This is a genomic window from Pantoea sp. B_9, assembly GCF_008632015.1.
Taxonomy (GTDB): domain Bacteria; phylum Pseudomonadota; class Gammaproteobacteria; order Enterobacterales; family Enterobacteriaceae; genus Pantoea; species Pantoea dispersa.
This window is the reverse complement of sequence record NZ_VWVL01000004.1, coordinates 51,641-64,984: the sequence shown is the minus strand read 5'-3', so window position 1 is coordinate 64,984 and position 13,344 is coordinate 51,641. Positions and strand designations below refer to the sequence as shown.

General features: G+C 59.3%; 13 protein-coding genes. 5 read left to right on the top strand and 8 right to left on the bottom strand.

Annotated features, from left to right (window positions below; all coding sequences use genetic code 11):
- Window position 1 precedes the first annotated feature (1 nt).
- The 3 genes from F3I21_RS13420 (at window position 2) to F3I21_RS13410 (ending at window position 3,516) form a co-directional block, all read left to right on the top strand.
- Complete coding sequence (locus F3I21_RS13420) at window positions 2-787, top strand: ABC transporter permease (protein ID WP_058757571.1); 786 nt, start codon at window positions 2-4, stop codon at window positions 785-787.
- Window positions 788-789: 2 nt separating this feature from the next.
- The gene (locus F3I21_RS13415) at window positions 790-1,782 is read left to right on the top strand and encodes an ABC transporter ATP-binding protein (protein ID WP_150059140.1); all 993 of its coding nucleotides are present in this window, start codon (window positions 790-792) and stop codon (window positions 1,780-1,782) included.
- A gap of 108 nt (window positions 1,783-1,890) precedes the next feature.
- The gene (locus F3I21_RS13410) at window positions 1,891-3,516 is read left to right on the top strand and encodes a Na/Pi cotransporter family protein (protein ID WP_031279764.1); all 1,626 of its coding nucleotides are present in this window, start codon (window positions 1,891-1,893) and stop codon (window positions 3,514-3,516) included.
- A gap of 81 nt (window positions 3,517-3,597) precedes the next feature.
- Here F3I21_RS13410 and gntU read toward each other — a convergent pair whose 3' ends face one another.
- From gntU to gntR, 3 genes are all read right to left on the bottom strand, one after another.
- Window positions 3,598-4,938, bottom strand: coding sequence for a gluconate transporter (gene gntU / locus F3I21_RS13405; RefSeq protein ID WP_021507994.1), 1,341 nt, complete (start codon window positions 4,936-4,938; stop codon window positions 3,598-3,600).
- Window positions 4,939-4,940: 2 nt separating this feature from the next.
- A complete protein-coding gene (gntK, locus tag F3I21_RS13400; protein ID WP_010615889.1) occupies window positions 4,941-5,477 on the bottom strand; it encodes a gluconokinase in 537 nt (178 codons plus the stop codon).
- A gap of 141 nt (window positions 5,478-5,618) precedes the next feature.
- Window positions 5,619-6,614, bottom strand: coding sequence for a gluconate operon transcriptional repressor GntR (gene gntR / locus F3I21_RS13395; RefSeq protein ID WP_021507996.1), 996 nt, complete (start codon window positions 6,612-6,614; stop codon window positions 5,619-5,621).
- A gap of 346 nt (window positions 6,615-6,960) precedes the next feature.
- Here gntR and F3I21_RS13390 point away from each other — a divergent pair, with 346 nt between their 5' ends.
- Complete coding sequence (locus F3I21_RS13390; RefSeq protein WP_058770006.1) at window positions 6,961-7,464, top strand: GNAT family N-acetyltransferase; 504 nt, start codon at window positions 6,961-6,963, stop codon at window positions 7,462-7,464.
- A gap of 57 nt (window positions 7,465-7,521) precedes the next feature.
- On the opposite strand, the gene ggt is transcribed toward F3I21_RS13390, so the two are convergent.
- A complete protein-coding gene (ggt, locus tag F3I21_RS13385) occupies window positions 7,522-9,273 on the bottom strand; it encodes a gamma-glutamyltransferase (RefSeq protein WP_150059139.1) in 1,752 nt (583 codons plus the stop codon).
- A 203-nt stretch (window positions 9,274-9,476) separates the two neighbouring features.
- Here ggt and F3I21_RS13380 point away from each other — a divergent pair, with 203 nt between their 5' ends.
- A complete protein-coding gene (locus tag F3I21_RS13380) occupies window positions 9,477-9,773 on the top strand; it encodes a DUF2756 domain-containing protein (protein WP_058757576.1) in 297 nt (98 codons plus the stop codon).
- Here the strand turns inward: F3I21_RS13380 and ugpQ are convergent.
- The 4 genes from ugpQ to ugpA are packed head-to-tail and all read right to left on the bottom strand — an operon-like array spanning window position 9,770 to window position 13,313.
- The gene (ugpQ, locus tag F3I21_RS13375) at window positions 9,770-10,513 is read right to left on the bottom strand and encodes a glycerophosphodiester phosphodiesterase (protein ID WP_150059138.1); all 744 of its coding nucleotides are present in this window, start codon (window positions 10,511-10,513) and stop codon (window positions 9,770-9,772) included. The genes F3I21_RS13380 and ugpQ overlap by 4 nt on opposite strands.
- A complete protein-coding gene (locus F3I21_RS13370) occupies window positions 10,510-11,583 on the bottom strand; it encodes a sn-glycerol-3-phosphate import ATP-binding protein UgpC (RefSeq protein ID WP_021508001.1) in 1,074 nt (357 codons plus the stop codon). The genes ugpQ and F3I21_RS13370 overlap by 4 nt, the downstream gene beginning before the upstream one ends.
- On the bottom strand, window positions 11,584-12,426 hold the full coding sequence (gene ugpE, locus F3I21_RS13365; RefSeq protein ID WP_021508002.1) for a sn-glycerol-3-phosphate ABC transporter permease UgpE: 843 nt from the start codon (window positions 12,424-12,426) through the stop codon (window positions 11,584-11,586). It lies immediately after the preceding gene.
- The gene (ugpA, locus tag F3I21_RS13360; protein WP_031279792.1) at window positions 12,423-13,313 is read right to left on the bottom strand and encodes a sn-glycerol-3-phosphate ABC transporter permease UgpA; all 891 of its coding nucleotides are present in this window, start codon (window positions 13,311-13,313) and stop codon (window positions 12,423-12,425) included. Before ugpA ends, ugpE begins: the two co-directional genes overlap by 4 nt.
- Window positions 13,314-13,344: the final 31 nt, after the last annotated feature.

Genomic DNA, 13,344 nt, shown 5'->3' with positions numbered 1-13,344 from the left:
CATGTCTCGCGTCGAAAAACTCTACCATCGCCTGATTGTCTGGCTGCTGCTGATCGTGCTCGCCGCACCGCTGCTGGCGACGCTGCTGTACGGCATCTCCAGCGAGTGGAGCGATACCATTCTGCCGCAGGGCTTTACCCTGAAGTGGCTGACGCAGTTGTGGAGCGATCCGCGCTTCCTCACCGCGCTCGGTCATTCGCTGCTGATCTGCGTGGGTGCGCTGCTGTTCTCCCTGCTGCTGGTGCTGCCTGCGATGTTTGTGATCGCTTACTACTATCCAAAACTGGACGCGGTGATGAACGTGCTGATTCTGATGCCGTTTGCCGTGCCGCCGGTAGTCTCGTCGGTCGGGCTGCTGCAGCTCTACTCCTCGGGCCCGCTGATGCTGACCGGCACGCCGTGGATTCTCATCGGCTGTTACTTCACCATTGCGTTGCCGTTTATCTACCGCGCCATTGCCAACAATATGCAGGCCATCAACCTGAAAGAGCTGATTGACGCGGCTCATCTGCTGGGCGCCAGCACCTGGCAGGCAGCCCTGTTTGTGGTGCTGCCAAATCTGCGCAAAGGGGTGTTCATTGCCGTGCTGCTCTCCTTCTCCTTTCTGATTGGTGAGTTTGTCTTTGCTAACCTGCTGGTCGGCACCCGCTATGAAACGCTGCAGGTTTATCTCTACAACATGCGCAACGGCAGCGGGCATTTCACCAGCGCGCTGGTGATCTCTTATTTTGCGGTTGTCCTGCTGGTCACCTGGCTGGCCAATGCCCTCAATCCTGAACGAGGCTGACCATGAGTTACCTGAACGTTACCCAACTGAATAAAAGCTACGGCCCGACCACCATTTTTGAAAACATCGATTTCAGCGCCGACGAAGGTGAGTTTGTCACCCTGCTCGGCCCGAGCGGCTGCGGCAAGTCAACACTGCTGCGCTGCATCGCCGGCCTGACCGATGTCGACAGCGGCACCATTCTGCTGCAGGGCCAGGATCTGGTGCCGCTGCCGCCGCAGAAACGTACCATTGGCATGGTGTTCCAGAGCTATGCGCTGTTTCCCAATATGACGGTAGAGAAGAACGTCGCGTTTGGCCTGAAGATGCAGAAACTGCCCGCCGGCGAGATTCAGCAACGCGTGATGGAAGCGCTGGCGCTGGTGGAGCTGACCGACTTCGCGCGCCGCTATCCGCACCAGCTGTCGGGTGGTCAGTGTCAACGCGTGGCGCTGGCGCGTTCGCTGGTGACGCGGCCGCGTCTGCTGCTGCTGGATGAACCGCTGTCGGCGCTGGACGCCCGCATTCGCCGCCATCTGCGCGAGCAGATTCGCCACATTCAGCAGGAGCTGAAGCTAACCACCATTTTTGTCACCCACGATCAGGAAGAGGCGCTGACGCTGTCGGACCGTATTGTGCTGATGAACCGCGGTCGCATTGTGCAAAACGGCAACGCGGAAACGCTCTATACCCAGCCGGTGGATCTGTTCGCCGCGGGCTTTATTGGCAACTACAACCTGCTGAGTGCCGAACAGGCAACGCAGCTGACCGGTCAGCCGTTCAGCAGCCAGGTGGCGATTCGTCCGGAATCCATCCTGCTGTGCGCACCGCAGGCAGGCATCGCGGCCACCATTCTCAGCCATAGCCTGCTCGGGAACGTGATCCGCTATCGCGTGCTGGCAAATCAGGTCGAGTTGTCGGTGGATGTGCTCAACCGCAGCGTGGCAGATTTACACCCCGCCGGCATGCAGATTGGACTACAGTTAGAGATGTCGACGTTGCGCCAGGTCGCTTAAATTAAACGAAAAATTGGCAACGCAGCGCGACGCAGGTATTTATCGGCTGTGCTTATCGCCAGGCAGGCAGCCGCCTGTTTTCTGCCTGGCGCATAGGAGCCTTTATTCGTGCTAACCCTGCTTAACCTTCTCTCCGCCGTCGCCCTGCTGGTATGGGGCACCCACATTGTCCGCACCGGCGTGATGCGCGTGTACGGTGCCGATCTGCGTCGCGTGTTAAGCCGCAGCGTGGAAAAAAAACCGATGGCGTTTCTTGCCGGGATTGGCGTTACCGCGCTGGTGCAGAGCAGTAACGCCACCACGTTGTTAGTCACCTCGTTTGTGGCGCAGAATCTGGTCAGCCTGACGCCCGCGCTGGTGGTGGTGCTGGGAGCTGACGTCGGTACCGCCATCATGGCGCGCATCCTGACCTTCGATCTCTCCTGGCTGTCGCCGCTGTTTATCTTTTTTGGCGTGGTATTTTTCCTCAGCCGCAAACAGACGCGCGCCGGTCAGATCGGACGCGCGGCCATCGGCCTCGGGCTGATTCTGCTGGCGCTGCAGCTGATTGTCGCCGCCGCCAAACCCATTACGCAGGCCGCTGGCGTACAGGTGCTGTTCTCGACGCTGACCGGCGATATCATGCTGGATGCGCTGATTGGCGCGGTATTCGCCATCATCAGCTACTCCAGCCTGGCTGCGGTGCTGATTACCGCCACGCTGACCGCCACCGGCGTTATCTCGTTCAAAGTGGCGCTGTGTCTGGTGATTGGCGCTAACCTCGGCAGCGGCTTGCTGGCGATGATCAACGCCAGCGGATCGAATGCAGCCGGCAAGCGGGTGGCGCTCGGCAGCCTGTTGTTCAAGCTGATTGGCAGCATCGTTATTTTGCCGTTTGTCGATTACATCGCCGATCTGCTGGATAAGCTGCCGGTTAACGATGAAGAGATGGTGATCTTCTTCCACGTGTTCTACAACCTGGTGCGCTGTCTGGTGATGGTGCCGTTTGCCGAACCGATGGCGCGCCTGTGCCGCCGCATGATCGCCGACGATGCGGAAAACCAGACCCATCTCAAGCCTAAGCACCTCGACAGCAGCGCGCTGGATACCCCGGCGCTGGCGCTGGCCAACGCGGCGCGGGAAACGCTGCGCATTGGCGATGTGGTGGAGCAGATGCTGGAGAGCTTCAACAAGGTGGTGATGGGCGAACTGCGCGAGGAGCGCGCAGTGCGGCGGCTGGATGATGATGTGGATGTGCTGTACACCGCCATTAAGCTCTATCTGGCGCGCATGCCGAAGGAGGACCTGGCGGAAGAGGATTCACGCCGCTGGGCCGAGGTGATTGAGATGGCGCTGAATCTGGAGCAGGCAGGCGACATTATTGAACGCATGAGCGCCGACGTGGCGGACAAATCGCTGCAGGCGCGCCGGGCGTTTTCGCCGGAAGGACTGGAAGAGCTGAATTCGCTGCAGGAGCAGGTGTTAAGCAACCTGCGCCTGAGCCTGTCGGTGTTTCTGTCGCACGACGTCACCAGCGCGAAGCGCCTGCGCCGTGCCAAGCACCGTTTCCGCATCCTGATTCGCCGTTATTCCCACGCCCACGTCGAGCGCCTGCACCGGCAGAATGTGCAAAGCATCGAAACCAGTTCGCTACATTTAGGTTTGCTGGGAGATATGAAGCGCCTGAATTCGCTGTTCTGCGCGGTAGCGTACACCGTGCTGGACCAGCCGGACGATGAGCGCGAGGTGGATTGATCATTTTTACAACGCGCGATAAATCGCGCCGCTACAGGCTGTGCATTAATCTGTAACGGCGCAATTTATTGCGCATTGCCATTACGACAACAAACTAAACGCGATCATCCCGACGATGGCGCCGGTGGTGCCGAGAATCGTCTCCATCAGCGTCCAGGTCTTCAGCGTCTCGCCTTCGGTGGCACCGGTGAAGCGGCCAAACAGCCAGAAACCGGCATCGTTGACGTGGCTGATAATAATCGAGCCGCCACCGATGCAGATCGACAGCGCCGCCAGCTGCGCACCGCTGTAATGCAACGGTTCAATCACCGGCATCACCAGCCCGACGGTGGTTAAACAGGCCACCGTGGCCGAGCCCTGAATCACCCGAATCGCGCCGGAGAGAATAAAACAGGCCAGCGCAATCGGCATGCCGGCACCGGTCAGCGCGTGGCCCAGCACCGGGCCAACGCCGGAATCCACCAGCACCTGTTTGAACACGCCGCCCGCACCAATCACCAGCAGGATAATCCCCGCCGGTTGCAGCGCGCTGCCGCATACCTGCATCACCTTCTCTTTATCCATGCCCTGACGGTAAGCCAGGCCGTAAATCGCTACCAGCAGCGCCAGCAGGATGGCGGTAAACGGATGGCCGATAAACTCCAGCCACGCATACAGACGTGAATCCGGTGTGGTAAAGCGCGCGCCGATGGTTTTCAGCCCGACCAGCAGCAGCGGGAACAGAATCAGCGACAGGCTAAAGCCAAACGACGGCAGCTGGCCCTCGCTGACGTCCGGCTGATGATCTTCCGGCGGCGCGCTGAACGTCACATGGCGCGCAATCAGGTTGCCGAACAGCGGACCGGCAATCAGCATGCCGGGGATCGCGGCGCACAGCCCCAGCAGGATCATCCAGCCAAAGTCAGCGTGCATCTGCGCCGCCAGCAGCATCGGTGCCGGTCCGGGCAGCAAAAAGGCAGCCGCGGCGGCGACACCGGCAAACAGCGGGATCACCAGTTTGACCAGATTATCGTGGGTACGGCGTGCCACCGCGAAGGCGATGCTGATCAACAACACTACAGCCACTTCAAAGAACAGCGGCAGCGCACAGATCAGCCCGGCAATGCCCATTGCATAATGCGCGCGCCGCTCGCCAAAGGTTTTCAGCATGCGAATGGCGATCTGATCGACCGCACCGGTTTCGTGCAGAATTTTGCCGAACATGGCGCCCAGCGCCACCACAATGGCGAGAAAGCCGAGCGTGCCGCCCATGCCCTTTTGCATGGTCTCAGCAATTTTATCCAGCGGCATACCGGAGAACAGACCGGCACCCATCGACACTAACATCAGAGCGACAAAGGCGTGCATACGCGCTTTCATCACCAAAAACAGCAGCAGCAGGACAGAGCCTGCTGCGGTTAACACCAGCGTTGCGGTACTCATGACTAGCCCTTGTTGATTGCGCCCTCGATGGTCGCAACCGTGGCCGCAACTACCTCATCCAGTGAGTGATTGATATCGACAACCAGCACATCCGGCTCGTCGGCACCCGGTTCCTGCAGGGTTTCAAACTGTGTCACCAGCATCTGCGGTTTGAAGAAGTGGCCTTTGCGCGCCTTGAGACGAGACTCAATGGTGGCAAAATCGCCCTTCAGATAGATGAATTTCAGGTTGTGATTGCCCTGACGCAGGATGTCGCGATAGGACTTTTTCAGTGCCGAACAGACGATAATCGAGATCGCCTGGGTGCGCTGCATTGCGAACGCCGCATCATTCAGCGCCTGCAGCCACGGCTGGCGATCGTCGTCGTTCAGCGGATGGCCTTCCGCCATTTTGGTGATGTTGCTGCGCGGATGCAGGAAATCACCATCCAGAAACGCGGTGCTGAGCTGATGAGACACCTGATTGGCGACGGCAGACTTTCCGCTGCCGGAAACACCCATCAGGATAAAGACGTGGTGCGATGGAGATGGCGTGGTCATGGTTTTGCGCTCCGGCAGGTTAAGCTGCCAATGTTACCGATAACAATTTTGATTGCCATTGTCCGAGCGCGCTCAGACGCTGGCAACCCTTGTCAGGCGGAAAAGCACGAAAGTGTGAACTGACTCAAAAAATCGCCAAAATCAGATGCTGCCACCTTCGGCAATCTCAAAACCGACATCCAGCGGCGCGGTCACGCTGCGATCGCCGCCAATCCGCGCCAGCAGCATGGCGGCTGATTCACGCCCCATGCGTTCGCGTGGCGTCAGCACCGTAGCCAGCCGCGGATTGACCACCTGCGTGATGTCGTGGCCGTGAAAACCGGCGATCGCCATCTGCTCCGGCACGCGCAACCCCTGGCGCTGGCACTCAAACATCGCGCCTACCGCCAGGTCATCATTGGTACAGAACAGGCTGTCAGTGTGCGGATAGCGCTTCTGCGCCTCGCGCAGCAACTGGGCACCGGCGCTGAAGGAGGAAGCATCTTCCATCATGACGCTGTGTGGTGTCAGCCCGGCTTCGCGCATCGCCTGTTCGTAGCCCTGCTGCTTTTGCAGCGTACGCTCATCAAGGCGCGCGCCCAGATAGACGGTGTGACGATGGCCTTTCCTGAGGATAGCATGCGTCATCTGCCGCGCCGCCTCGACGTTATCGAAGCCCACGGCCATATCAAGACACGGCGTGACGCAATCCATCATTTCGATCACCGGAATGCCCGCCACTTCCAGCATGCGCAGCGTGCCCGGCGTGTGGGAACGTTCAGTGAGGATCACGCCATCAATGTTCCAGCCCAGCAGCGAACGCAGCTGCAGCTCCTCTTTGTGCGGGTTATAGCCGAAGTGCGCCACCAGCGTCTGATAGCCCGCTTCATCGGTCACGGTTTCAATGCCGCGCAGCACGTCGGCAAACACCTGGTTGGTGAGCGAGGGCAGCAGCACGCCAATCGCGCGGCTGGTGGCGTTAGAGAGCATGTCGGGCGCACGGTTGGGGATATAGCCGAGTTCATCCAGCGCCACGGCGATTTTATCGCGCAGCGCCGCAGAGACCTGATCGGGGTTCCGCAAATAGCGGCTGACGGTCATTTTTGTGATGCCGACGCGATCGGCAACATCCTGTAATACCGGTCTTTTCTTCTTCATCGTGTGCGCCTGAGGTCAGAGATACGCTGAGTTTATCATTTTTTTGTCATGTTATGCCGTTGCGGCCACGGAAGGAGAAGAGGGATAAAGTGTCGAGGACGGCGTTCGCCTGAGGCGCAGGCAAAAAAAAGCCAGCACCCGAGCTGGCTAAGAAACACTGGAAGCAATGTGAGCAATGTCGTGCTTACCCGGTTTGTCAGGAGACGCAGCCGGATTCGCGTTGACAATAATAATCATTATCATTCGCGTCTGTAAAGCCCTTTCCCGATTTTTTTACCGTTGACGTTGCGCGCGAATTCCCTGATGTTAAAGGGGATTTCATTCACTGATTGCAAGGAGCTGCTTTATGAGTCAGGTTACTGTTCGTCACGCAACGCCCGAAGATGCCGCCGTTCTGACGCGTATCTATAGCCAGCCGGAAACTCAGGCGGGCACGCTGCATCTGCCGTATCAGTCACCGTCACTCTGGCAGGAGCGGCTCGCGAATCCCCGTCCCCATGTCACCATGCTGGTGGCCTGTATTGACGGGCAGGTTGTCGGTCAGCTGACGCTGGAAGTTATGGCGGTGGCACGCCGCCGTCACTGCGCCACTATCGGCATGGGCGTTGATCCGGCATTCCATCGGCGCGGCGTGGGTAAAGCGCTGATGGCGGCGATGGTGGATCTGTGCGACAACTGGCTGCAGGTCACGCGGATTGAACTGACAGTGTTTGCGGATAACCACCAGGCCATGGGTTTGTATCAGCAGTTTGGTTTTGAGATTGAAGGTACCGCCAGAGGTTTCGCGGTCCGCGACGGCCAGATGATCGATACGCACTACATGGCGCGTCTGAAAGGGAATGCGCGATGAATCGCGCCGCTACCGGCCGGTGCACGGTGAGGTAGCGGCGCAATTTATTGCGCGACGTTAATACCCGGCACTCAAATCATCCACCGAGCGCGGGTCGGACGCGCCGTAGCGCATGCCGTCCGGGCCAATCATGATGCTCTGCGTGCTGCCCATCGCCGGCAGCACTTTCACATGCTGACCTTTTGCTTCCAGCAGACGCAGCGTATCCGGGCTGAAGCCCTTCTCGACGCGCAGCTGATCCGGCAGCCACTGATGGTGGAAGCGCGGCGCATTGGTAGCTTCCGCCACGTTCATGCCGAAATCGATACTGTTCACCACCATTTGCAGCACGGTGGTGATAATCCGACTGCCGCCCGGGCTGCCGGTGACCAGCCAGGTTTTACCGTCTTTCGCCACAATGGTTGGCGACATCGATGACAGCGGACGTTTGGCCGGCTGAATCGCGTTCGCCTCACCGCCCACCAGGCCATAGACGTTTGGCGTGCCCGGCTTGGCAGAGAAATCATCCATTTCATTGTTCATCAGAATGCCGCTGTTACCGGCCACCACGCCGCTGCCAAAGTAGGTGTTCAGCGTGTAGGTCACCGCCACCGCGTTTCCGTCTTTATCCACCACCGAGAAGTGAGTGGTTTGATTGCTCTCGTACGGTGCCAGCTTGCCGGGCTTGATGTCGGCTGAAGGGCGCGCCTTGTTGACGTCAATCTGCTGAGCCAGCGTTTTGGCGTAGGCTTTGCTGGTCAGCGCCTGCTGCGGCACCTTAACGAAGTCGGGATCGCCGAGATACTCGGAGCGGTCGGCGTAGGCATATTTTTCCGCTTCGGCCATAACCTGCATCGCGTCCGCGCTGCCGAAGCCCCATTTCGCCAGGTCGAAGTTTTCCAGGATATTGAGGATCTGCACAATATGAATGCCGCCGGACGACGGTGGCGGCATGGAGAACACCTCGTAGCCACGGTAGCTGCCGCTTACCGGCTTGCGTTCCACTGCGCGGTAGGCCGCCAGATCCGCCTTGCCAATCAGTCCGCCGTGCTGCGCCATTTCGGCAGCGATCTCATCGGCAATTTTGCCTTTGTAGAAAGCATCCGGCCCCTGCTGAGCAATCAGCTGCAGGCTGTGCGCGAGGTTTTTCTGCACCAGGCGATCGCCCTTCTGGTAAGGCTGACCGTCGGCTTTGTAGAAAATGGCGCGACTGTTGTCGTGGTTGATCAGGTTCTCTTTACCGTAGGTAGCGAGATCGTCAGCCAGCGCATCGTTAACGATGATGCCGTCGCGCGCCAGTTTGATCGCCGGCGCCAGCAGCGTGCTGAGCGGCAGCGTGCCGTACTTCTGCGCCGCCAGGGCAAAACCGGCTACGGTTCCCGGCGTGCCCGAAGCCAGATGAGAAGTGAGTGATAACTTACTATCCGCATTGCCTTGCTTATCCAGGAACATATCGCGCGAGGCACGCGCCGGCGCCATCTCGCGGAAATCGATGGCGGTGGTGCGGCCGGCAGCGGTGCGCAGCAGCATAAAGCCGCCACCGCCCAGGTTGCCCGCCTGCGGGTGGGTGACCGCCAGCGCAAAGCCCACCGCAATCGCTGCATCTACCGCGTTACCCCCCTGTTTGAGGATATCGACGCCCACCCGGGTTGCCATGGCGTCCACTGATGCAACCATCCCGTGCTGCGCTTTCACCGGATGAAAGGTGTCGCTGTAGACGCCATATGACACCGGCGGTGCGCTGGCTGGCGCCGCCTGCGCCCCCTGCACCACGGTAAAACTCATTAACAGCGCCCAGCCGAACTGGCGCACACCGTTATGTATCCTCATCCCGCCACCATCCTTTCAGTTGTTTACATTTGTTATTGATTGCTGCAAGTGTTTGCAAATACTGTAAAAAAGATAGCAGTTAAGCCAAATTAGGTGCACTCCTGGTTTTGGGGTTTGTGATATCGCATAAACTTATGGTTGCGGCGGTTGCTGCCGGGTGGCGAGCAACCTCACACAGCAGGCCGCACTGATGGAGGAACACCATGAAAAAATGGCTGATTGTTATCGCGGCACTGATGCCGCTGAGCGGCATGGCGAACATGCTGAACAACACTAACCAACCGAATCAACCCGGCTATAACCCAAGCCAGCAGCGGATGCAGACGCGCATGCAGGTCCAGCAGCAGCAACAGCAGCAGCAGTTGCGTCAGGATCAGCAGCAGCAAAATCAGGAGATGCAGCGTAAGCTGCAGGAGCGGCGCGATAGCGCCCGGCAGCGCGTGATTCAGTCGCAGCCGGGCCAGCAGAACAGCAATACACAAACGCAGTACGGCAATTAACGGAAGTCCGGGCCGATAGCATCAATGCGATCGGTACAGATGGCATCCACGCCCCAGCTCAGCAGCTCGCGCGCCCGCGCGGGCTGATTCACGGTATACACCAGAATACGCAGACCGGCGGCTTTAAGCGCGGCGGTGCGTCCGGCGTCCAGTAAGCGATGATTTAAATGGATGGAGACGCAGTCGAGCGCGGCGGTAAGCGTCTGCCAGTCGTCGTGCCACTCATCCAGCAGCAGGCCGCGCGGCAGCTCCGGCGCGGCCTGCATCGCCGCTTCCAGCGCCGCGTACGAGAACGAGGACAGCAGCGGTGCCGTTTGTCCCTGCCACAGCGTTCGTGCGGCCAGCGCCACATCACGTCCGGTTTCCACCTCTGTACCGCTGCTGGGTTTGATCTCAATGTTGGCCATCATCTGATGCTGGCGGCAGCGCGCGGCCACCTCGCTCAGCAATGCCAGCGGTTCACCGTCAAATTCACGGCTAAACCAGCTGCCGGCATCCAGCTGCGCCAGCTGCTGCCACGGCAGATCGCCCGCCACGCCCCAGCCGTTGCTGGTGCGGTCCAGCGTGTCATCGTGCAGCAGGAAAATCTGCTTATCCTGTGACAGTTTGGCGTCGAATTCGATCATGGTATGACCGTAGTGCGCGCCAACATCAATCGCCGCCAGGGTGTTTTCCGGGGCCAGCTTGCCGCCGCCGCGATGCGCAACAATGTGCGGATAGGGCCATTTTTTTACACTCATTCCAGACGCTTTCCATGGGTAGAATCGAAGAAGTGTAACGCATCTGGCGGCAGTTGTAGCCACAGGCTGCTGCCAGCCTGCGGCCGCTCGCTATGCGGCAAACGCACCACCAGCCGCGTGTTGCCAATGTGGCCATGCGCAAGATTGTCCGCGCCGAGGATCTCCAGCGTATCCACCACCAGCGGCACACCGCCGGCCTCACGGCTGCTGAGCTGAATATGCTCGGGACGAATGCCGAGCGTCAGCGGACGGTTGGCCCATCGCGCTTTGCCTGCGCCGAGCGGCAGGCTGTTGAGCGCGTCGAGCGTAAAGCGCGAGCCATCGCTGTTAATCTGACCGGGTAGCAGGTTCATCGCCGGCGCGCCGATGAACGACGCAACAAACTGACTGGCCGGACGCTCATACACCTCCACCGGGGTGCCCACCTGCTCCACCACGCCTTTATTCATCACCATCACGCGCTGCGCCAGCGTCATGGCTTCAACCTGATCGTGCGTGACGTACAGGCTGGTGGTTTTCAGCCGGCGGTGCAGTTGCTGCAGCTCCAGACGCATCTGCACGCGCAGGCGCGCATCCAGGTTCGACAGCGGCTCATCAAACAGAAACACCGCCGGTTCCCGCACGATGGCGCGGCCCATGGCCACGCGCTGACGCTGGCCGCCGGAGAGCTCGCGCGGACGGCGCTGCAACAGGTGATCAAGCTCCAGACTGCGCGCCGCATCCATCACCCGCTGGGTAATCTGTTCCTTGCCCATGCCGCGGATTTTCAGGCCGTAAGCCATGTTTTCTCCCACCGTCATGTGCGGGTAGAGCGCGTAATTCTGGAATACCATGGCGATGCCGCGATCTTTCGGCTCCATGTCGGTGACGCGCCGATCATCGATGTAGATATCGCCTGACGTGACGCGCTCCAGCCCGGCCACCATGCGCAGCAGCGTCGATTTTCCACAGCCGGATGGGCCGACCATCACCATAAATTCACCGTCATTGATGGTGATGTTCAGCGGCTGAATGATTTGGTTTTTGCCGTCATACGATTTCGTCACGGTCTGAAGGGTTACCGCTGCCATCTATTTCTCACTCTCCACCAGGCCACGCACAAAAGCGCGCTGCATCACAAGCACCACCACCACCGGTGGGATCAGGGTTAATAACATCGCCGCCATCACTTCGTTCCACTGCGTCGGACCGCCGCTGGTGTTGATCATACTTTTCACCCCCGCCACGGCAGTGCTCAGGCCGGCATCGTTGATGATCAGCAGCGGCCACAGATACTGGTTCCAGCCGTAAATAAAGGTGATGACAAACAGCGCGGCGAGATTGGTTTTTGACAGCGGCAGCACGATATCCCAGAAAAAACGCATCGGACTGGCGCCGTCAATGCGCGCCGCTTCAATCAGCTCATCCGGCAGCGACATAAAAAACTGGCGGAACAGGAACGTGGCGGTCGCGGAGGCCATCAGCGGCAATGTCAGACCGCTGTAACTGTCCAGCATGTGCAGCGTGGAGATCACCTCCACCGTCGGGAAAATACGCACTTCTACCGGCAGCATCAGGGTGATAAAGATCAGCCAGAAAAACAGCGTGCGCAGCGGAAAGCGAAACCACACCAGCGCAAAAGCCGACAGCATCGACACCGTGATTTTGCCCACGGTGATGCCCAGCGCCATGATCAGGCTGTTCAGCATCATCAGGCCAAACGCCGCGCTGCCGTTGACGCCATCGCGCCAGATGTGGGTGATGTTGTCGATGAGATGCGGGCCCGGCACCAGCGTCATCGGCACCTGATACACCGCGTTGTTATCCAGCGTCGCGGCGACAAACGCCACGTAAAGCGGGAACAGAATGGTCAGCACCCCCAGCGCCAGCAGCGTGTGGGCGAAGATATCCAGCCCGCGTCGGTTTTCAATCATTGGTATTGCACCTTACGCTCGACAAAGCGGAATTGCAGAATGGTCAGCCCGATGACCAGCAGCATCAGCACCACCGACTGCGCGGCGGACGACGAGAGATCGAGTCCGGTGAAGCCTTCGCGGTAGATTTTGTAGATCAGCGTGGTGGTGGCCTGTACCGGCCCGCCGCCGGTGGCGGCATCGATCACCGGGAAGGTGTCGAAAAAGGCGTAAACCAGATTCACCACCAGCAGGAAAAAGCTGACCGGCGTAATCAGCGGCAGCGACAGATTAAAGAAACGGCGCACCGGTCCGGCACCGTCAATCGCCGCGGCTTCCACCAGCGATTTAGGAATGGACTGCAGCGCGGCAAAGAAAAACAGGAAGTTGTAGCTCATTTGCTGCCAGATCGACGCAAGTACAATCAGGAACATCGCCTGACCGCTGTTCTGCGCATAGTTCCAGTTGTAGCCAAGCTGGTTCAGCAGATGGCTGAACAGCCCCAGCCCCGGATTGAACAGGAACATCCACAGCACCGCCGCAACTACCGGCGCCACCGCATACGGCAGCAGCAGCAGCGTCTGATAAAGCTTTTTCAGCCGGATAACGTAATCCACCAGTGCCGCCAGCAGCAGCGAGAATGTCATGCCGCATACCGTCACCAGCGCGCTAAACACGAGGGTGGTCCAGAACGAATCAAGGTAGTAGTCGTCACTGAACAGGCGGCGGAAGTTATCAAGGCCAACAAAGGTGCTGGAGATGCCAAACGGATCGATGCTTTGCAGCGAGTACCACAGCGCCTCTCCGGCGGGCCAGAGAAAAAAGATCGCGGTGATCGCCAGCTGCGGGGCCACCAGCAGATACGGCAACAAACGGGCACGGAAAACCGGACGTGATGATGAAGACATAGCAGGCTCGTCAGAAAGAGACAGCGGGACG